This is a genomic window from Vibrio sp. R12-SG2-ISO1 (assembly GCF_059834045.1).
In genome coordinates, this window is record NZ_JCBDGO010000005.1 from 1 (window position 1) to 20,906 (window position 20,906).

General features: G+C 51.7%; 14 protein-coding genes. 3 read left to right on the forward strand and 11 right to left on the reverse strand.

Annotated elements, in window-relative coordinates; genetic code table 11:
- Together AC6R10_RS04380 and AC6R10_RS04385 are read right to left on the reverse strand one after the other, a co-directional pair.
- On the reverse strand, positions 1-7,334 hold a 7,334-nt coding region (locus AC6R10_RS04380), incomplete at its 3' end, for a retention module-containing protein (RefSeq protein WP_500671573.1).
- 291 nt (positions 7,335-7,625) lie between these two features.
- The gene (locus AC6R10_RS04385) at positions 7,626-8,534 is read right to left on the reverse strand and encodes an aldo/keto reductase (protein ID WP_500628464.1); all 909 of its coding nucleotides are present in this window, start codon (positions 8,532-8,534) and stop codon (positions 7,626-7,628) included.
- A gap of 94 nt (positions 8,535-8,628) precedes the next feature.
- On the opposite strand from AC6R10_RS04385, the gene AC6R10_RS04390 reads away from it, so the two are divergent.
- Together AC6R10_RS04390 and AC6R10_RS04395 are read left to right on the forward strand one after the other, a co-directional pair.
- Positions 8,629-9,027, forward strand: a complete 399-nt coding sequence (locus AC6R10_RS04390) for an XRE family transcriptional regulator (RefSeq protein WP_334552151.1) — start codon at positions 8,629-8,631, stop codon at positions 9,025-9,027.
- A gap of 91 nt (positions 9,028-9,118) precedes the next feature.
- The gene (locus AC6R10_RS04395) at positions 9,119-11,185 is read left to right on the forward strand and encodes an alpha-amylase (RefSeq protein ID WP_500671574.1); all 2,067 of its coding nucleotides are present in this window, start codon (positions 9,119-9,121) and stop codon (positions 11,183-11,185) included.
- Between the two features lie 108 nt (positions 11,186-11,293).
- Here the strand turns inward: AC6R10_RS04395 and aroG are convergent, their stop codons facing one another.
- From aroG to AC6R10_RS04420, 5 genes are all read right to left on the reverse strand, one after another.
- The gene (gene aroG, locus AC6R10_RS04400) at positions 11,294-12,349 is read right to left on the reverse strand and encodes a 3-deoxy-7-phosphoheptulonate synthase AroG (RefSeq protein WP_487902187.1); all 1,056 of its coding nucleotides are present in this window, start codon (positions 12,347-12,349) and stop codon (positions 11,294-11,296) included.
- Positions 12,350-12,534: 185 nt separating this feature from the next.
- Positions 12,535-13,431 (reverse strand): heme o synthase, encoded by an 897-nt coding sequence (gene cyoE / locus AC6R10_RS04405; protein WP_500671575.1) that lies wholly within the window; start codon positions 13,429-13,431, stop codon positions 12,535-12,537.
- The gene (locus AC6R10_RS04410) at positions 13,424-14,515 is read right to left on the reverse strand and encodes a COX15/CtaA family protein (protein ID WP_500671576.1); all 1,092 of its coding nucleotides are present in this window, start codon (positions 14,513-14,515) and stop codon (positions 13,424-13,426) included. The genes cyoE and AC6R10_RS04410 overlap by 8 nt, the downstream gene beginning before the upstream one ends.
- 10 nt (positions 14,516-14,525) lie before the next feature.
- Positions 14,526-15,110, reverse strand: a complete 585-nt coding sequence (locus AC6R10_RS04415; RefSeq protein WP_500671577.1) for a redox-active disulfide-containing membrane protein — start codon at positions 15,108-15,110, stop codon at positions 14,526-14,528.
- On the reverse strand, positions 15,094-15,873 hold the full coding sequence (locus AC6R10_RS04420; RefSeq protein WP_500671578.1) for an SURF1 family protein: 780 nt from the start codon (positions 15,871-15,873) through the stop codon (positions 15,094-15,096). Before AC6R10_RS04420 ends, AC6R10_RS04415 begins: the two co-directional genes overlap by 17 nt.
- A gap of 46 nt (positions 15,874-15,919) precedes the next feature.
- Here AC6R10_RS04420 and AC6R10_RS04425 point away from each other — a divergent pair, with 46 nt between their 5' ends.
- The gene (locus tag AC6R10_RS04425; RefSeq protein WP_487902182.1) at positions 15,920-16,153 is read left to right on the forward strand and encodes a DUF2909 family protein; all 234 of its coding nucleotides are present in this window, start codon (positions 15,920-15,922) and stop codon (positions 16,151-16,153) included.
- 38 nt (positions 16,154-16,191) lie between these two features.
- On the opposite strand, the gene AC6R10_RS04430 is transcribed toward AC6R10_RS04425, so the two are convergent.
- Genes AC6R10_RS04430 through coxB form a run of 4 tightly spaced genes read right to left on the reverse strand, consistent with a single transcriptional unit; the run spans position 16,192 to position 20,604 of the window.
- On the reverse strand, positions 16,192-17,076 hold the full coding sequence (locus tag AC6R10_RS04430) for a cytochrome c oxidase subunit 3 (RefSeq protein WP_500628470.1): 885 nt from the start codon (positions 17,074-17,076) through the stop codon (positions 16,192-16,194).
- Positions 17,073-17,771 carry a cytochrome c oxidase assembly protein gene (locus AC6R10_RS04435; RefSeq protein ID WP_500671579.1) on the reverse strand — a complete coding sequence of 233 codons (699 nt, stop codon included), beginning with the start codon at positions 17,769-17,771 and terminating at the stop codon, positions 17,073-17,075. The genes AC6R10_RS04430 and AC6R10_RS04435 overlap by 4 nt, the downstream gene beginning before the upstream one ends.
- 8 nt (positions 17,772-17,779) lie before the next feature.
- Positions 17,780-19,447 carry a cytochrome c oxidase subunit I gene (gene ctaD / locus AC6R10_RS04440; RefSeq protein WP_334552161.1) on the reverse strand — a complete coding sequence of 556 codons (1,668 nt, stop codon included), beginning with the start codon at positions 19,445-19,447 and terminating at the stop codon, positions 17,780-17,782.
- Positions 19,444-20,604: a cytochrome c oxidase subunit II gene (gene coxB, locus AC6R10_RS04445; RefSeq protein WP_500671665.1), complete on the reverse strand. Its 1,161-nt coding sequence runs from the start codon at positions 20,602-20,604 to the stop codon at positions 19,444-19,446. Before coxB ends, ctaD begins: the two co-directional genes overlap by 4 nt.
- Positions 20,605-20,906: the final 302 nt, after the last annotated feature.

Below are 20,906 nucleotides of genomic sequence, written 5' to 3' on the forward strand. Positions count from 1 at the left end.
GCAAACGAGAGTGTGCCATCGGCAGACACAATCACTTTACCGTCGGTGACCAAGTATTCACTTTGACCGTCGACTAACGGAATCGAGTCGCCGCCATCAAAGGTGAACTGCGTCACCACGCCTTGCTCGGCGCCCGACGCACTAATGAGCGTAATCGGCTGTGATTCGTTATCGTACTGCGTATCAGGCTCGGTGACCTTTATCTCGCCATCCACCACCGTCTGAATGTCGTCATTGACGGTGATCGCGAGATTCACCGACACCGAGTCATCGCCGTCGCTGTCTACCGCGATCACCGGCAAGTTAATCACCAAGCTCTCATCATTATCACCGCTGTGATCGAGCGGTCTGAGCAAGGTAAAGGTGTAATCTTTAAGGGTGACTTGATCGAGCGCGACCTCAAAAACAGGCACCTCTTGCCCGTCAACGGTAATCACTCCCAGGTATTGACCGGGCACATCAGAGTCTTCTATCAAGCGCACGGTTTGCCCTTGCGCTTTCAATGTCGATTGTTCGGTAAAGCGCGCTAAATCGAGTGTCAGCGCGGCAATGTCATCACTGCCGACATCGATGGTGATTTTGCCGCTATCTTGCACCGTGGTTTGACCCGCTTGCGTGCCGCCCGTTAAACCAGATTCTGAGACTTGCGCGGTCTCGATTTGAGTGATGACGGGGTCATTACCATCGGTAATATCGATAGCCACCGTGCTGGTCAACACGTCACCATCGCCATCTTCAATGGTCGCCACTAAGGTGTGGCTCACCACGTCACTGGCTGAGTGATCGATGTTTCTATCTGGCGCAAACGAGAGTGTGCCATCGGCAGAGACGATCACTTTGCCGTCGGTAACGGCATACTCACTTTGACCGTCCACTAACGTGATCGGGTCACCGCCATCAAAGGTGAATTGCGTTACCTCGCCTTGCTCGGCGCCCGACGCACTGATGAGCGTAATCGGCTGTGATTCGTTATCGTACTGCGTATCAGGCTCGGTGACCTTTATCTCGCCATCCACCACCGTCTGAATGTCGTCATTGACGGTGATAGCGAGATTCACCGATGCTGATTCATCACCATCGCTGTCCACCGCGACCACCGGCAAGTTAATCACCAAGCTCTCATCATTATCACCGCTGTGATCGAGCGGTCTGAGCAAGGTAAAGGTGTAATCTTTAAGGGTGACTTGATCGAGCGCGACCTCAAAAACAGGCACCTCTTGCCCGTCAACGGTGATCACCCCCAGGTATTGACCGGGCACATCAGAGTCTTCTATCAAGCGCACGGTTTGCCCTTGCGCTTTCAATGTCGATTGCTCGGTAAAGCGCGTGATATCGAGAGTCAGCGCGGCAATGTCATCACTGCCGACATCGATGGTGATTTGACCACTGTCTTGCACCGTGGTCTGACCTGCTTGCGTGCCGCCCGTTAAACCAGATTCTGACACTTGCGCCGTCTCGATTTGAGTGATGATAGGGTCATTCCCATCGCGAATATCGATAGTGACCGTACTGGTCAACACGTCACCATCACCATCTTCAATGGTCGCCACTAAGGTGTGGCTCACCACGTCACTGGCTGAGTGATCGATGTTTCTATCTGGCGCAAACGAGAGCGTGCCATCGGCAGAGACGATCACTTTGCCGTCGGTAACGGCATACTCACTTTGACCGTCGACTAACGTGATCGGGTCACCGCCATCAAAGGTGAATTGCGTTACCTCGCCTTGCTCGGCGCCCGACGCACTGATGAGCGTAATCGGCTGTGATTCGTTATCGTACTGCGTATCAGGCTCGGTGACCTTTATCTCGCCATCCACCACCGTCTGAATGTCGTCATTGACGGTGATCGCGAGATTCACCGACACCGAGTCATCGCCGTCGCTGTCTACCGCGATCACCGGCAAGTTAATCACCAAGCTCTCATCATTATCACCGCTGTGATCGAGCGGTCTGAGCAAGGTAAAGGTGTAATCTTTAAGGGTGACTTGATCGAGCGCGACCTCAAAAACAGGCACCTCTTGCCCGTCAACGGTGATCACCCCCAGGTATTGACCGGGCACATCAGAGTCTTCTATCAAGCGCACGGTTTGCCCTTGCGCTTTCAATGTCGAGTGCTCGGTAAAGCCCGCAATATCGAGTGTCAGCGCGGCAATGTCATCACTGCCGACATCGATGGTGATTTGACCACTGTCTTGCACCGTGGTTTGACCCGCTTGCGTGCCACCCGTTAAACCGGATTCTGACACTTGCGCGGTCTCGATTTGAGTGATGATAGGGTCATTACCATCTTTAATATCGATAGTGACCGTACTGGTCAACACGTCACCATCGCCATCTTCAATGGTCGCCACTAAGGTGTGGCTCACCACGTCACTGGCTGAGTGGTCGATGTTTCTGTCTGGCGCAAACGAGAGCGTGCCATCGGCAGACACAATCACTTTGCCATCGGTGACCAAGTATTCATTTTTCCCCTCAACCAGCGTGATCGCGTCGCCGCCATCAAAGGTGAATTGCGTAACCACGCCTTGCTCCGCGCCCGACGCACTAATGAGCGTAATCGGCTGTGATTCGTTATCGTACTGCGTATCAGGCTCGGTGACCTTTATCTCGCCATCTACCACCGTCTGAATGTCGTCATTGACGGTGATCGCGAGATTCACCGACACCGAGTCATCGCCGTCGCTGTCTACCGCGATCACCGGCAAGTTAATCACCAAGCTCTCATCATTATCACCGCTGTGATCGAGCGGTCTGAGCAAGGTAAAGGTGTAATCTTTAAGGGTGACTTGATCGAGCGCGACCTCAAAAACAGGCACCTCTTGCCCGTCAACGGTGATCACCCCCAGGTATTGACCGGGCACATCAGAGTCTTCTATCAAGCGCACGGTTTGCCCTTGCGCTTTCAATGTCGATTGCTCGGTAAAGCCCGCAATATCGAGTGTCAGCGCGGCAATGTCATCACTGCCGACATCGATGGTGATTTGACCACTGTCTTGCACCGTGGTTTGACCCGCTTGCGTGCCACCCGTTAAACCAGATTCTGAGACTTGCGCGGTCTCGATTTGAGTGATGATAGGGTCATTCCCATCGCGAATATCGATAGTAACCGTACTGGTCAACACGTCACCATCGCCATCTTTAATGGTCGCCACTAAGGTGTGGCTCACCACGTCACTGGCTGAGTGATCGATGTTTCTGTCTGGCGCAAACGAGAGCGTGCCATCGGCAGAGACGATCACTTTGCCGTCGGTAACGACATACTCACTTTGACCGTCCACTAACGGAATCGGGTCACCGCCATCAAAGGTGAACTGCGTCACCACGCCTTGCTCGGCGCCCGACGCACTGATGAGCGTAATGGGCTGTGATTCGTTATCGTACTGCGTATCAGGCTCGGTGACCTTTATCTCGCCATCCACCACCGTCTGAATGTCGTCATTGACGGTGATAGCGAGATTCACCGATGCTGATTCATCACCATCGCTGTCCACCGCGACCACCGGCAAGTTAATCACCAAGCTCTCATCATTATCACCGCTGTGATCGAGCGGTCTGAGCAAGGTAAAGGTGTAATCTTTAAGGGTGGCTTGATCGAGCGCGACCTCAAAAACAGGCACCTCTTGCCCGTCAACGGTAATCACTCCCAGGTATTGACCGGGCACATCAGAGTCTTCTATCAAGCGCACGGTTTGCCCTTGCGCTTTCAATGTCGATTGCTCGGTAAAGCGCGTGATATCGAGTGTCAGCGCGGCAATGTCATCACTGCCGACATCGATGGTGATTTTGCCGCTATCTTGCACCGCGGCTTGGCCTGCTTGCGTGCCGCCCGTTAAACCAGATTCTGAGACTTGCGCGGTCTCGATTTGAGTGATGATAGGGTCATTCCCATCGCGAATATCGATAGTGACCGTACTGGTCAACACGTCACCATCGCCATCTTCAATGGTCGCCACTAAGGTGTGGCTCACCACGTCACTGGCTGAGTGATGATCGATGTTTCTATCTGGCGCAAACGAGAGCGTGCCATCGGCAGACACAATCACTTTACCGTCGGTGACCAAGTATTCACTTTGACCGTCGACTAACGGAATCGGGTCACCGCCATCAAAGGTGAACTGCGTCACCACGCCTTGTTCAGCGCCCGACGCACTAATGAGCGTAATGGGCTGTGATTCGTTATCGTACTGCGTATCAGGCTCGGTGACCTTTATCTCGCCATCCACCACCGTCTGAATGTCGTCATTGACGGTGATAGCGAGATTCACCGATGCTGATTCATCACCATCGCTGTCCACCGCGACCACCGGCAAGTTAATCACCAAGCTCTCATCATTATCACCGCTGTGATCGAGCGGTCTGAGCAAGGTAAAGGTGTAATCTTTAAGGGTGGCTTGATCGAGCGCGACCTCAAAAACAGGCACCTCTTGCCCGTCAACGGTAATCACTCCCAGGTATTGACCGGGCACATCAGAGTCTTCTATCAAGCGCACGGTTTGCCCTTGCGCTTTCAATGTCGATTGTTCGGTAAAGCGCGCTAAATCGAGTGTCAGCGCGGCAATGTCATCACTGCCGACATCGATGGTGATTTTGCCGCTATCTTGCACCGTGGTTTGACCCGCTTGCGTGCCGCCCGTTAAACCAGATTCTGAGACTTGCGCGGTCTCGATTTGAGTGATGACGGGGTCATTACCATCGGTAATATCGATAGCCACCGTGCTGGTCAACACGTCACCATCGCCATCTTCAATGGTCGCCACTAAGGTGTGGCTCACCACGTCACTGGCTGAGTGATCGATGTTTCTATCTGGCGCAAACGAGAGTGTGCCATCGGCAGAGACGATCACTTTGCCGTCGGTAACGGCATACTCACTTTGACCGTCCACTAACGTGATCGGGTCACCGCCATCAAAGGTGAATTGCGTTACCTCGCCTTGCTCGGCGCCCGACGCACTGATGAGCGTAATCGGCTGTGATTCGTTATCGTACTGCGTATCAGGCTCGGTGACCTTTATCTCGCCATCCACCACCGTCTGAATGTCGTCATTGACGGTGATAGCGAGATTCACCGATGCTGATTCATCACCATCGCTGTCCACCGCGACCACCGGCAAGTTAATCACCAAGCTCTCATCATTATCACCGCTGTGATCGAGCGGTCTGAGCAAGGTAAAGGTGTAATCTTTAAGGGTGGCTTGGTCGAGCGCGACCTCAAAAACAGGCACCTCTTGCCCGTCAACGGTAATCACTCCCAGGTATTGACCGGGCACATCAGAGTCTTCTATCAAGCGCACGGTTTGCCCTTGCGCTTTCAATGTCGATTGCTCGGTAAAGCCCGCAATATCGAGTGTCAGCGCGGCAATGTCATCACTGCCGACATCGATGGTGATTTTGCCGCTGTCTTGCACGGCAGCTTGGCCTGCTTGCGTGCCACCGGTTAACCCAGATTCTGAGACTTGCGCGGTCTCGATTTGAGTGATGACGGGGTCATTACCATCGCGAATATCGATAGCCACCGTGCTGGTCAACACGTCACCATCGCCATCTTCAATGGTCGCCACTAAGGTGTGGCTCACCACGTCATTGGCTGAGTGATGATCGATGTTTCTATCTGGCGCAAACGAGAGTGTGCCATCGGCAGACACAATCACTTTACCGTCGGTGACCAAGTATTCACTTTGACCGTCGACTAACGGAATCGGGTCGCCGCCATCAAAGGTGAACTGCGTCACCACGCCTTGCTCGGCGCCCGACGCACTGATGAGCGTAATGGGCTGTGATTCGTTGCCATATTGAACATCCGGTTCGGTCACCACAATCTTCGCATCTGATACCAAAGGAACATCATCCACGACGGTAATGACTAAATTGCTATTGGCGGTAGTATCGTTATCGGAATCAATCGCGAAAAAAGGCAGTGAAACTAAAACGTCGTCTTTGCCCTGCTCTGAATGGTCAAGCGGCGCAAGCAGTTCGAATTGATACTCGGCTTCAAAACCGCCAGAACTCAGGTTGCTGACGCTCTCAATGGTGAGAGAAAAGACATCGACTCGCTCCTCACCTTGTATAACAAATCCAACATACTCACCCGGCTGAGACGGGTTAGCCTCAAGAGTCACGATTTGCCCTGCAGCGGTGAGACCATTGGTCTGCTGACTCTGGTTGAATGCCTCGACGTCCAGGCGTACACCCACCACTTGATCACTGCCAAGCTGACCGGCTATCGATCCCGTTACAATCGGGCTAACACTGCCTGCCTCCGTTCCCGTCGCCAAACTTGATTCTAGTGCCGTTTTACCGTCGATAGGAGACAGTGTCGGCACCTCACCGTCACTGATCGCCGTGCTCACACTGATAGGTGAGCGCAATAGGTTACCTAAAGTATCCGCTCCCTGAATCTCAATGTTGATCGTGATTTTGTCCTCATTAAACGCCACCAAACCTCCCGCGACTGACGGAAGATGATCGATCGGTTGACTCAGCGTTGTGGTGATCTCCAGATTGATGTCTCGACCAATATTGGCTGCGTTAATGTCAATGCGTAATACTTCCCCTTGCTCATTGACACCAATAATTGCATTTTGCGAATCATTATAGGAAAACAGGACATCCCCGCCATTCGAGGTGATATCACTATTGAGTTCTGTGAGCAGCGCGGCTATGGATGAGGTCTCAGGAACAAAAGACTCGGGATCGAGAGTAAGATCCCCGGCAGCAATGAGAGTGCTGCTGACAATAGTGGCAGGATAGGTCCCGAGAGATAACGAACCTTCAGACAGGGTGGCTGCTACGCTCTCGCCACCTGGAGAAAATTGAAAGCGGCGTCCAGTATCTTGCGTTTCAGACTGGGCCTGAGCATTGAAACCCGCGGTTTCGAAAAAGGTGCTCGCCAGTACTTCGGGATTATTGTACGCGATAGTAATGAAGCCGCCGTTGGCTGAGCCACTCGTCCCTGCACCCGCTGCCGTGGCTTCTAAAATCGCCGTCGGGTCAGCGCCCGCAAGAATAGCCTCTTGAATGGCCGCCAATTCATCACCGCTCAGTGCCCCTTCACCAAGTAGCGCATCATCAACCTGAATGTCGCCGCTGACTGGCGCGGTTGCCCAACCAAATCCGTCACCTGGTTCTATGCAGCTGACGCAATTTTCATCAATAAACAGTGTTTCTGATACGTCTTCGAGAACGAGCGTCCCACCTTGAGCGGTGATGATCATCTCACCGATGTTGATATTCTCACCGACTTGCGCTTTGCGCGCCTCCCCGTTGGGCGAGGCGATCACGACATCACCATTCACTTCTTTGACACGACTTGGCTGGCGAATGACTTCTACGTCCATAACATTTCCCTTTGTCAATTAGCTTCCCACGTCTTTGACGTGGATACGGGTGTTGCACTAGAGCGAACTGACTGAAACGAGAATTTATTATTAGAGTTGTAATTTTAGAGATGCAAAAACCATGCACATCTAACATCATCACTCAATCTCACAGCGAGAGTAAGCAAAGATTGAGCTTTTTCGCCACAGTCTCAGCAATGACATGAGGCACTTTCAGTATAGGAGACGATAAAATAAAAAGAGCCAGCAAACGCTGACTCCCTTCTCATTATTATTATTCTTTTGCGATTTCTATGGCACACCGTGCCCTTTCGATGCAACCCAAACACGGTACCACTGCTCACGTGTCAGCTCGAACTGTAGTGACTCGACGGCCGATTTCACTCGCTCAATTTTGCCTGAACCGATAATAGGCAGCGGATTCGACGGTAGACGACGTACCCAGGCGTAGATCACTTGATCGATGCTGCTTGCGCCGATTTCAGCGCGGATCGCTTCCAGTTCATCACGTACGCGAGCAGCTTGCTCTGTGTCCCCACTGAAAATGCTGCCTCCACCAAGACAAGACCACGCCATCGGTAGCGTGCGAAGCATTTGCATTTGATCTAGGGTGCCGTCATGGACAACATCAAAATTGAGTGGGTTAATTTCCACCTGATTGGTCACCAAAGGCTGAGAAACGCGCGATTGCAGCAGTTCGAACTGACGAGGAGAAAAGTTCGATACACCAAAGTGCTTCACTTTACCTACTTTGCGTAGCTCGGCAAAAGCCTCTGCCACTTCGTCTGCGTCCATCAAGGCATCTGGACGATGGATCAGCAATACATCAATCTGCTCCACTGCCAAACGCTCCAGTGAATTATTCACCGATTGGTAAATGTGGGCCGCACTGGTGTCGTAGTGGTTCACTTTACGCTGCGGGAACTTATCCACGCATAGGTTGATATCGCACTTAGTGACAATCTCAATTTGGTCACGTACACAAGGATCCAGCTTCAACGCTTCACCAAACAGCTGCTCACACTCGTAGCCACCGTAAATGTCCGCATGGTCTACCGTGGTTACGCCTAGCTCAATGTGCTGCTTAAGGAACGTCAAACGCTCTTGCGGCGTCATACCCCATTCTGCTAAACGCCAGTAGCCTTGAATCATCTGTGAAAATTCGGGGCCCTGCGGCGCAATTGTTACTTTAGACACCATCTTTTACCTCCTAAAAAAAGAACGCTTCTACCCTATTCTTGTTTGTTTCAACCTACAACGTATACTGTGCAGAATTTCGAACTGGAGTACGAAAATGAGTTTTGCACTGCGTCTTCAAGCCCTCATCGGTGAAGAGTCCATTTCTGGTTTTGCGCGTCGGGTCGAGCTCTCCGAAGCCCTGATTCGCAAATATCTCAAAGGCAGTGAACCTAGCTTGGCCAAAGCGAATCAGATCGCGATGAAGGCCAACTGCTCACTGGAGTGGTTAGCCACAGGGTGTGGGTATCTCTACAGGCAAGCGGAAGTGGTCGATATGCCCGCTTACACCATGGCGTATGAGACCGTCATGGGCCAAACACCAGAGCCCATCGAGCAACATCGCAAGGTGATCGCGGCATACCAATATTTACGTGCCCATAAGAAATCCGATGGCTATCTTGACCAGGCGTCGATGCTGCAATTTCTTCATCGTCACAGCCCGAAAGAACTGTGACTAAGAGCAAAATTTAGGGCGTAGATCGGGGGTAGGATGTGGCGCCGCTTCGTTCGCAGTATTCTGTCTAAAAAAACAACAAGGACAGAACGTGAAACGATATCAACCACACTGTATAGTGATTGGTGGGCTGTTGAGTGCGACTGCATTCGCGTCACCCACTCTCACTCTCTCAACCACAACCACCAGCCGAGATTTTCCTCTCAATAGCGATACGCCCTTGGTCTTACCGCTGCCCAAACAAGAGTATACGCTACACATTTCCGCTACCGGTGGTGATTGCCCCACCACAAACCTCGAGCAGGTCAAGTTCAGGCAGCCGATTGCCCTGAACTGTCAAACGGCAACGACTCTGCCCGTCAACATCCGCTTTAGCGGTGATTACTCCTTCGAATACGACGCCAAAGCAAATACATTGGTGATCGCCCGCGAAGCGAAGAAAAACACCACTACAACGTTCAAACGACCACTACCGGATGTGAATTGTCGTCAATACGTGGGTGGCCCCGTCACACTAAACTTAGGTGACACCTTCCCCGATGGTACCGAGCTAAAAGAGGCCTTAAGCGGTCAAATCGTCACCGTACGCGACGGTCAAATCTCACTCGAACCGAGTGAAAATAGTGGTGGCGTCCTACTCCTTGAGCCAGTGCTCACCGAGCCCGTAGAGCGCGACTTTACCTATCGTAACGCCAACATTTATTTCGCTATGGTGGACAGGTTCCACAACGGCGATACCAGTAATGATGCCAGCTACGGTCGTCGCAAGGATGGCAAAGATGAAGTGGGCACCTTCCACGGCGGCGATCTTAAAGGGGTAATAGAAAAACTCGATTACATTCAAAGCCTAGGGACGGATGTGATTTGGTTATCGCCCATAGTAGAACAGGTGCATGGCTTTGTCGGTGGCGGAGAAAAGGGCAGCTTCCCGTTTTACAGCTATCACGGCTACTGGACACGTGATTTCACGAAAATTGACGCCAACTTTGGGCAAGAGGACGACCTGAAAACGTTAGTCGCCGAAGCCCACAAACGCGGTATGAAGATTTTCCTCGATGCCGTGATCAACCATTCGGGGTACGCCACCTTAGCCGATCTGCAAACCGACAACATCGAGGTCGTCAATGCAGGTAAAATGCCGGCCACTTGGCAAAATTGGCAACCAAACGGTGATGAGAACTGGCACAGTTTCCACCAAGCCATCGATTACAACAGCCCACTATGGCAATCTTGGTGGGGTGGCGATTGGGTCAGAGCGGGCCTACCGGGATACCCTGCACCGGGCTCAAGCGACATCGAAATGACACTGGCTGGGTTACCTGATTTCCGTACTGAATCACAACAATTTGTGACACCGCCGCAATGGCTATTGGACAACCCGGGCACACGCGTTCAACGCCGCGACAATTATCGCGTCTCGGATTATCTGATTGAATGGCAGAGTGACTGGGTTAAACGTTTTGGGATTGATGGTTTTCGTGTTGATACCGTCAAACACGTCGAGGGCGAAGTATGGCAACGACTCAAAGAACAAGCCAGCACAAGTCTAGAGCAGTGGCGTGAAGCCAATGGTCAATCGGGCGAGCCGTTTTGGATGATGGGTGAAGTCTGGGGACACTCAGCTTACCGCTCTCCCTATGCCGATCAAGGCTTCGATGCCCTAATCAACTTTGATCTACAAAAGAAAATGGATAAGGGCGCCGCCTGCTTTAGCAAGATGCAAAGCACCTATCAAAACTACGCAGATTCCATGCAAGAAACACCGGACTTTACCCCGGTGAGCTACATGTCATCACACGATACCGAACTGTTTTTCAGCCGTTTCAACTCGCTTGATGTGCAGCGCAGTGCAGCCAACGCGCTGCTGCTCAGCCCGGGGGCGGTCCAAGTCTATTACGGCGATGAAGTGGGACGTGAAATAGGCCCTTATGCCGATGACTTCCATCAAGGGACACGCTCAGACATGCTTTGGACACTGGATAAAGAGCGCCAGGCGCTTCTTGCGCACTGGCAACGTGTGGGTCAATTTCGTCAGAATCACCCAGCGATTGGCGGCGGAGTCCACCGTGTGATTGACAACAACCAAGAGTACGTCTTCTCTCGCACCTTAGGAGACGACAAGGTCGTTGTTGCCTTTGTCGGCACCAAGCGCGAGTAAAGAGTGAATGAGAGCATTAGCCGCTAACGCACATTAGCGAATGCAATAGAAAAGCAAACGGGCTCCGCGGAGCCCGTTTTTATTGGAAAGAGGTCAAGAAGGTGAGAATTAACGGTTATTACGACGCGTTTCGACCGCTTGAGCGAGTTGGCGCAGAACCTTCTCGGTATCATCCCAACCAATACACGCATCGGTAATGGATTGACCGTACGTCAGCTCACAGCCCGCCACCAAGTCTTGGCGACCTTCCACAAGGTGAGACTCAATCATCACACCAAATACTGCGTCTTCACCGCCTGCAATTTGTCCTGCCACGTCCTCTGCCACAACCATCTGGTTTTGGTACTGCTTTGAACTGTTCGCATGGCTAAAGTCGATCATCACTTTTTGTGGCAAACCTGAGGCTTCCAGCTCCGCTTTGATGGTGCCGACGTGATCTGCGCTGTAGTTTGGCTCTTTACCACCACGCAAAATAATGTGGCAATCTGGGTTGCCTGCTGTCTCGACAATGGCTGAATGGCCAAATTTGGTCACCGAAAGGAAGTGGTGCGATGCGCCAGCGCTTCGAATTGCATCGGACGCGATCTTGATGTTTCCATCCGTGCCGTTCTTAAATCCAACCGGGCAAGAGAGACCCGAAGCGAGTTCACGATGCACTTGTGACTCTGTCGTACGTGCACCAATCGCGCCCCAGCTGATCAAATCCGCCACATACTGCGGGGTGATCATATCTAAAAATTCGCTTGCGGTGGGCATGCCCATGTCGGTCAAATCCAACAGTAATTTACGCCCCATACGCAAACCATCATTGATCGCAAATGAGTCATTTAAGTACGGGTCGTTGATCAAGCCTTTCCAGCCAACGGTGGTACGCGGCTTCTCAAAATAAACGCGCATCACGACTTCAAGACGATCACCTAACTCATCACGCAGAACCTTGAGACGCTGACCATATTCCAACGCGGCTTCAGGATCATGAATAGAACAAGGCCCGATGATGACCAACAAACGGTCATCATCGCCTTTTAAAATATTAGAAATCGCTTCACGCGAACGAAACGTGGTTGAAGAAGCAGACTCAGTCGCCGGAAACTTCTCTAAAACAGCAACAGGGGGTAATAACTCTTTTACTTGGTTAATTCGTACATCATCAGTTTGAAACATCGCTTACTTCTTCCTATTTTCTTGGCCTGAACACAGCATCAAAGATAGTGATGCAAAAATGTTCAATCTCTCGTCACTCTGTTCCCAGTAACTTATCTGCCAAAAACAAGGCTTGCAAGCATTATTTTATTTAAAAGGCAATATTATCTCCAACTTTAAAATTTACACCGTCCGTCCATTAATATTTACACCCAGTAATGATCAACTAAAAGCAGCAGAAACAGCAGCATTAACTGATAGATTGAGTACTTAAACGTCTCAATGGCTGACTTGTTGGTGGGAGCGAATTTCAGTTTCCAGGCATGAGCAACAAAGCCGAGGCAGAGCAGAGTTGCCCCGACCCAATACATGGTGCCTGCCATACCGACTAAGGCAGGCATTAAGCAAACCAAGGTCAACAGCACGGTGTAGAGCAAGATCGAGGTTTTGGTGTACTCTTCGCCATGCGTCACAGGTAGCATGGGGATGTCAGCTTTGGCGTAATCTGCTTTGCGATGGATAGCCAGCGCCCAAAAATGAGGCGGGGTCCAGATGAAGATGATCATCACCAGCAACCAAGCGTGTGCGTGCATCTCACCGGTGACCGCCGTCCAACCAAGTAAGGGAGGCATAGCCCCAGCGATGCCTGCGATAACAATGTTTTGCGGTGTCGCACGTTTAAGGTAGAGCGTGTACACCACCGCGTAACCAAGAAGGCTCGCTAATGTCAGCCAAGCCGTGAGTGCGTTGACGCCAAAGAGCAATACCCCCATCCCCACGGCGCCAAGAGCAAAGGCGAACACAAATACATTGACTGCCTTGATGCGACCAGAGGGCAGAGGTCTTTGATAAGTACGCGCCATAATCGCGTCAATTCGGCGATCGATCAGGTGATTAAACGCCGCTGCTGAACCCGCCATCAAGGCGATGCCGACCAATCCAAGTACCGTTTGCTGTATGGGTAGCGGGCCTTCCACGGCCAAACACATCCCCACCAGCGCGGTAAGCAGCATCAGAGCCACCACTTTCGGTTTAGTGAGCGTGAAATAGTGATGCGCGAGTGATTTCTCCGCGCTAGAGGTAAACGTCGCGGTTTTACTCATGAGCACTCTCCTCAATGTCGATCACTGACTGGCGCTTTGGGGATTGCGCCCTCACAGACGCGGCGATTCTCGGGCTGATACGCTGCGTCGCTTTCGTTGGCGCACTGACTTGGCTTAGCAAGTAATTGGCTCTCAGCGTGGCGACCAACAGCAGCGCTGCGCCAAGGTTGTGTGCCACGGCAATAGCCAAAGGTAAGCTGAGCAGTACGTTACTTACTCCCAGTACGATTTGAAGGACCAACAGTCCAAGTAGCCAATGGGCACAGAGGGTAAACTCTGTATTCCGATAACGCTTAAGCGCGACCACCAACGCGAGAACAAACAGCATCACCAGCATAGCGCCAAAACGATGCGTGACATGAATCGTCATTCGCGCGCCATAGTCGAGAGTACCGAATTCGTAACTCTCACTCTTAGGCTGGATAAGCTCAAAGGCCGTCTCAAAATCTAAATATTGCGTCCAGTTTCCCTCACAAATCGGCAGAGAAGTACACATCAGCGCGGCGTAATTTGATGAGGTCCACCCCCCTAATGCCACCTGCGCTACCACTATCAAAGCCGTGAACCCAGCCAACCAGCGCAGTCCACGAGATACTGAGATGTCAGCCAGTCGGTGCGCCAACGGATAACGAGTCACATGCCAATAACTCAAACAGAGCAGGCTAAACAGCGTAAAACCACCAAGCAGATGCCCCATGACGACAATCGGCATCAGCTTCATCGTGACCGTCCACATACCCAGTAACGCTTGAAACACAATCACGGCAGGGAGTGCGAGAGACAGCCCAGCAGGTAAGGCTCGATGCTTCAAACCAAGGTAGGCGATGGCAAACACCAGTAAGCCAAGGCTGCCGGCAAAGTAACGATGGATCATCTCAAGCCACGCCTTGTCTGCTTCTACCGTCAGCTCAGGGTAAAGCGCGTTCGCTTTGGCCAGTTCGTGGCTTTCGTTGGGCACCGTTAAATGGCCATAACAACCGGGCCAATCAGGACACCCGAGTCCTGCGTCAGCCAAACGGGTATAGGCACCAAGAAGAATGACCATCAAGGTGAGCAGTAAACTGGCTCTTAGTAATGTAATCATACTTCCCCCCTTACCCGACCCGAGACAGCTTGAGCAATTTGCGCAAATCCGCCAGTAAGCCTTTGCTTTGCGCGGGTAGTTGGGCGAGGTCTTGCTCTGGCGGATAACGCATCACTAACTGCCCCAATGGGTCGATAATCACATACTCAAAGTCCCCGACCACTTGATGAAACGCCTCATTGATCGCAATGCTGGTCAACGCGACCTCTTCTAGGAGCGGTGCGCTTTTATCGGTGCGCAGCAATACTGGGGTGACGCGTTCTTGATATTTTCCTAGTGCTATGTGAGTTTGACCAAGAAGGTGAATTTGCTGTTGGCATCGCGCCTCACATTCGCTCGGCACAACGTAGCCCAGTTGCCATTGTTTGTGCTGAAAAGGATTGGCGACACCGAGCGACTCAAAGGTGGTGAGGGGCTCGATGAGAGTCCCTTGATTGGTCACACCCGAGTTGTACCACTGCTTAACCAAAATCGCCTTGGCGGCAATCACGGGAAGAGTGAAAAACAGCACCAACGCGATCAGCGTCAAGCGCCCTCGGGTGACACGACGTGTATCGACCGAATTCGGGGTTCCCATTTTAGCGGCATGAGTCATGCGACACCTCCTTGTGAGTCGAGTCTAGGCTGCGATGATGCGCCTTGACCTTTGCAAGCGTTCTTTTGATGGTACGAAACAGCAGCAGTGAGACAATCAGTAGCAAAGCCAACGCCATAGAGAACCATTGCACGGCGTAACCCAAATGCTTCTCTGGGCTCATCGAGATGGGTTGCCAGGGCTGAGGATAGGGCCAACTGTCCCCAGTGGTTGTACCCATCGACCAAGAGGTAGGCTGGGCGATAAACGTCGCCATCGGTGCGGCCCACTGTTTGGCGAGCGCCTCTGTATTGATGTTTTGCACCCGCGCGGGGTTGCCCGCTTCGTAATACAGCTCATTGCTGAGCGGGTTGAACGATTTCTGATACAACCTTGCGCTCATCGAACCGGGCTCGTTCAACCAATCCACCTCAGGTAATACATCTCGCGTTGCTTTTGCTTCCACCCAACCGCGTTCGACCAACAGATGCTCATCCACACCACGCACATCCACCAATTGAATCGCTAAGTAGCCAACCTTGCCTTGGTATGACTGATTGTCGAGCAAGACGGTTTTTCCTGCGATGGGGGTGTAATCGAAATGCACCATCACACCGGTTGGCTGCGCTCTCTGCGCTTGAGACAACGCACTAAGCGCGACAGGGCCTTGCTGCAAATGCTCTGCGACGCTTTGCGCGATCTGCGCTTTTTCTTCTGCGCGCGAGAGCTGCCACAAGCCAAGTTTGACCAAAAAGCAAAAGGCAACCACAGTTAACAGAACCATCAACGCAAAGCCTCGGGTATAAAACCGGCGACGTAAGGAATCTCGGATGATTTTTTTGTTTAAACTGCTGCTCGTGCTCTTACTACTGTTCATTCTGTTTAATCTTGGCCTTGCATTAATTGAGATGGTCAAAGGCCCGCGCCAAGACACCTCCAAAGAAGACAACAAACCCATGAGTCACTATTTGGGGCGACGCGTGTTCCTCTCTGCTCTCGCGGTTATTCTGTTAATTGCCGCGCTTCTTAGTGGTTTCATTGAGCCGAACGTGCGCCCCTATTAACCGCTCTCATCTGCCTGTCTTTTTCTTTGTCTACCTCTTTAAAGCACGTAGACAAAGACAAACAAACATAACCACACCACATCGACAAAGTGCCAATACCAACTGCCCGCTTGGAAAGCGAAATGGTCTTTCGGCGTAAAATGGTCTTTCGCCACACGTGCCAGCAAAATGATCAAAAACGTTGTCCCGAGCAGCACGTGCATGCCATGAAATCCCGTCAGCAAAAAGAAGGTGTTGCCGTACACCCCGGATTGCAGAGTGAGCCCTAAATCTTGATAGGCGTGCACATATTCCACCCCTTGGTAGTAAAGGAAGAAGCAGGCCAACACAATCGTCAGCTCCAACCAAACGATCAGGGCCATACGGTGATTTTTTTCCAAACTGGTGTGGGCCAAATGCAGCGTGATGGAGGAAGTCAGCAGCAACAAGGTATTGATCAGCGGGATGCCCTGCCAAGGCATCGCTGTGGTGGTCGTGCCTGAGGGAGTGGTGGTGAGCGGCCACAACGCCTCAAAAGCGGGCCACAGCACCTCATGAGTCATGGCGTTGTTACTCGCGCCGCCAAGCCAAGGGACAGAAACCATGCGCGCGTAAAACAGCGCACCAAAAAAAGCGCCAAAGAACATGATTTCCGAGAAGATAAACCAGCTCATTCCCTGACGAAACGAGCGAGAAAGCTGCTCGGAGTATTTGCCACTCATGCTCTCAGTGATCACATTGCTAAACCAACCTGCAAACATATAGAGTAAAAACAGTAAGCCTGCGGTTAAAATCAGCTTTCCGAAGACACTGGTATCGCCCCCTTCTGCCATACTCTGCACCGTGATCCCGGCGCCAACAGCAATTAAAAAGAGCGCCACGGCGCCGACAATCGGCCAGCTGCTCTGCGCGGGAACAAAATACGGTTGATGTTTCGTACTCATGGGGTAACTCCTTGCTCAAGGCTTCCTTGACTCACCCTTTCTTGACTTCCATTCCCTTGACTCCGACTACCTTGACGGAATATGTCTTGAGCCGCCAATGGCACCGATGCGACCCGAGCCATCGCAGTGACAGGCGTTGAGGTGTCATCAACAACGGATGGCGTCTCTTTTTGCGTGATGTCATACAGGGTGTAAGAGAGTGTCAGTGTATGAATCGAATCGGGAATGTCCGGTTCGATGTAAAAAATCAGTGGCATCTCGGCATCTGCCCCTGAATCGAGGGGTTGCTGATTAAAACAAAAGCACTCTATTTTGTTGAAATAGGTGGCCCCTAGACCGGGTGAGACCGACGGTACTGCTTGCCCCACTACGGTATGATTGGCGAGGTTTTTCGCCTGATACGCGGTTTGAATCACCTCACCCGGGTGCACATCGAGATGGGTCAATTGGGGCTGAAACTGCCACTCGATACCCGGATTATTGTGCGCCATAAATTCCACTCTCACGGTTCGCGAGGTATCGATACTCAACCCGGCAGGTGCCACCACTGACTCGCTGTTGGTTTTGCCATTGATGCCCAACGCATCGCACATCACGTCATACAGCGGCACGAGTGCAAAGCCAAAACCGAACATAGCGACGACCGCAGCACACAGCTTTAAGGTCAATTTCTGGTTCGCATTTGCTTGGCTCATCTCTCACCTCAATCAATCTTAGGTGGTGTTGAAAACGTGTGATGTGGTGCAGGGCTAGGCACGCTCCACTCCAAACCTTCTGCACGCTCCCACGGTTTCGCGCTTGCCTTTTCGCCGCCGCGAATGCACTTAATGACGAGCCACAAGAAAATCAGTTGAGAGAGACCAAAGGCAAACCCACCAATGGAGACGATTTGATTGACGTCGGCAAACTGAATGGCGTAATCAGGAATGCGTCTTGGCATCCCCGCAAGGCCAAGAAAATGCATCGGAAAGAACAAGATATTGACGGAAATGACCGAGCACCAGAAATGCCACAAGCTCAACCTATGGTCATACATGTGACCCGTCCACTTCGGCAACCAGTAATACGCTGCCGCCATGATCGAGAAGACCGCACCCGAGACTAAGACATAGTGAAAATGTGCCACCACAAAGTAGGTATCGTGATACTGGAAATCCGCAGGAACGATCGCCAACATCAAGCCCGAAAATCCCCCAATCGTGAAAAGAATGATAAACGCGATAGCAAACAACATAGGCGTTTCAAACGTCATCGCCCCCCGCCACATGGTCGCAACCCAGTTAAACACTTTCACCCCAGTCGGCACCGCGATGAGCATGGTGCAATACATAAAGAACAGCTCTGCAAACACCGGCATGCCGGTCGTAAACATGTGGTGCGCCCAAACCAAGAAAGAGAGCAGCGCGATACTGCAAGTCGCATAAACCATTGAGTGATAACCAAAGAGCTTTTTACCACTAAAAGCGGGGATAATCGCCGAAATGATACCGAATGAGGGCAAAATCATAATGTATACTTCCGGGTGACCAAAGAACCAGAAAATGTGCTGGAACATCACCGGATCGCCGCCCCCGGCCGCATCAAAAAACGAGGTACCAAAGTACTTATCGGTCAACACCATGGTGACCGCCCCTGCTAACACCGGCATGACCGCGATCAGCAGAAACGCCGTGATCAGCCAAGTCCAAACAAACATGGGCATTTTGAACCAAGTCATTCCTGGCGCGCGCATATTGACGATGGTGACGATGACGTTGATCGCGCCCATGATGGAGCTGATGCCCATGATATGTACAGAAAAGACAAACAGCGCAGTACTATCAGGGCCATAGGTGGTCGACAGCGGCGCATAAAACGTCCAACCGAAATCGGGGCCACCGCCTTCAGTAAACAGCGAGGCAATCAGAATCAAGAACGCAAAAGGCAGAATCCAAAAACTCAAGTTGTTCATACGAGGTAGCGCCATATCCGGCGCGCCAATCATCATTGGAATCATCCAGTTTGCAAGCCCAGTAAAAGCCGGCATTACGGCGCCAAACACCATGATCAATCCATGAACCGTGGTCATTTGGTTAAAAAACTGCGGCTCCACCAGTTGTAGACCCGGTTGGAACAACTCAGCGCGAATCACCATCGCCATCGCGCCGCCAGTAAGGAACATGATAAAGCTGAACCAAAGATAGAGCGTGCCGATGTCTTTGTGGTTGGTGGAATAAATCCAGCGGTAAATACCGCTTGGCGCATCGTGGTGATCGTCATGATGATCTTCTATCACCCCTTCAGCGTGCCCAGCGCGGCTTAGCTCCGCATCCGTTACAGGCGCAGATTTGACGTTGTCTGCCGTCATAGAGTCAGATTTGGACGTTTTCATTGTCCCTCCTCGGCTGCGCCAGCATTGTTAGCGCTTTTTGAAGCTTTATAGGCATCAACGTCTGACGCTTGTATAACGTCACCCGTGTTATTACCCAGTCCATTACGTTGATAAGTCACCACCGCCGCGATTTCTTTGTCGGTCAATTGATTAGCAAACGCCTGCATAGCGGTGCCCGGGCGGCCATAGACAATGGTGTCAATGTGATTGTTTATCTCACCCGTCGCCACTTTACTGCCCGTGATTGCCGGGAACGCCCCCGGAATACCAGCGCCATTGGCTTGGTGACACACCGCGCAGCGATCGAGATAGACTTTCTCGCCCAAGGTGACGAGCTCTTCGAGAGAGAGTGTTGCCGTCAGCGACGCCGCAGCCTCTTGTTTGGCTAAAGCGAGTTGTGCTTTTTTATCCGCTAGCCACTGCTCGTACTCTGCTTCTTCCATTGCGTGGACCACGATCGGCATAAAACCATGCGCCCTCCCACACAACTCAGCACATTGGCCGCGATACACCCCAGGCTTATCGATGCGCGTCCACGCCTCGTTAATAAATCCTGGAATGGTGTCTTTCTTGACTGCAAAATCTGGCACCCACCAAGAGTGGATCACATCATCGGACGTCATCAAAAATCGTACTTTGCGATTGATCGGCAGCACTAAGGGGTTATCAACCTCCAGCAGGTAATGGGCGCCTTTTTCTTCAATGCCATCGATCGCTTTTTGACTGGTCGCGAGCAAGCTGAAAAACTCGACGTCTTCATCAAAGTAGCTGTAGTGCCACTTCCATTGCGACCCGGTGATTTTGATCGTTAAGTCCGATTGTGACGTGTCTTCCATGGCCACTAAGGTTTTGGTGGCGGGGATTGCCATCAAGACCAAGATGACTATCGGGATCACCGTCCAGATCACTTCGACTTTGGTGCTTTCGTGGAAATGCGCCGCAACCGCGCCTTTGGATTTTCGGTGGTGATACATGGAATAGAACATGATGCCAAACACCACCAGTGCGATGGCGCAGCAGATGTAAAAAATCAGCATGTGCAGTTCATACACCTGACCGCTGATATTGGTCACACCTTGTGTCATGTTGTAGGTGGTGTCCTTGGGGCTTTCCTCGGCCGACGCGTGGGCGGGTAACACCAACCACACACTGGTTATTCCATAGCCAAGCCATTGCCCAAGTAATCGCCACAGTGCCTGCTGTACTCGTTTCAAACGATGTCTCCTTTGCTCGGTAGCCTACTGGCTAACTCGCTTGAACTCAGCGTTCCCTCACCGCACCTTGGCCTACTACACATCACCCGAAGGGAGTCGCTCAGTTGATTCCTATAAACAGCGAAATTTGGTTTAATTTGTTATATTTATGTTAACAAAATGAATGTAATTAAAAGCTAGTTGGCGTTTTCAGATTGTGCAAGCGGTTGACAAGGTCCAATGATTTTTTTGTGACCCAATGTTTT

What these genes read in the sequence shown, in the direction of transcription:
- ctaD (WP_334552161.1), bottom strand. Translation starts at nt 19,447, where the DNA reads ATGAAAACGTCCAAATCTGACTCTATGACGGCAGACAACGTCAAATCT.
- cyoE (WP_500671575.1), bottom strand. Translation starts at nt 13,431, where the DNA reads ATGAGTAAAACCGCGACGTTTACCTCTAGCGCGGAGAAATCACTCGCG.
- AC6R10_RS04425 (WP_487902182.1), top strand. Translation starts at nt 15,920, where the DNA reads ATGATTTTTTTGTTTAAACTGCTGCTCGTGCTCTTACTACTGTTCATT.
- AC6R10_RS04410 (WP_500671576.1), bottom strand. Translation starts at nt 14,515, where the DNA reads ATGATTACATTACTAAGAGCCAGTTTACTGCTCACCTTGATGGTCATT.
- AC6R10_RS04420 (WP_500671578.1), bottom strand. Translation starts at nt 15,873, where the DNA reads ATGGTTCTGTTAACTGTGGTTGCCTTTTGCTTTTTGGTCAAACTTGGC.
- aroG (WP_487902187.1), bottom strand. Translation starts at nt 12,349, where the DNA reads ATGTTTCAAACTGATGATGTACGAATTAACCAAGTAAAAGAGTTATTA.
- AC6R10_RS04435 (WP_500671579.1), bottom strand. Translation starts at nt 17,771, where the DNA reads ATGAGCCAAGCAAATGCGAACCAGAAATTGACCTTAAAGCTGTGTGCT.
- AC6R10_RS04390 (WP_334552151.1), top strand. Translation starts at nt 8,629, where the DNA reads ATGAGTTTTGCACTGCGTCTTCAAGCCCTCATCGGTGAAGAGTCCATT.
- AC6R10_RS04385 (WP_500628464.1), bottom strand. Translation starts at nt 8,534, where the DNA reads ATGGTGTCTAAAGTAACAATTGCGCCGCAGGGCCCCGAATTTTCACAG.
- AC6R10_RS04430 (WP_500628470.1), bottom strand. Translation starts at nt 17,076, where the DNA reads ATGAGTACGAAACATCAACCGTATTTTGTTCCCGCGCAGAGCAGCTGG.
- AC6R10_RS04415 (WP_500671577.1), bottom strand. Translation starts at nt 15,110, where the DNA reads ATGACTCATGCCGCTAAAATGGGAACCCCGAATTCGGTCGATACACGT.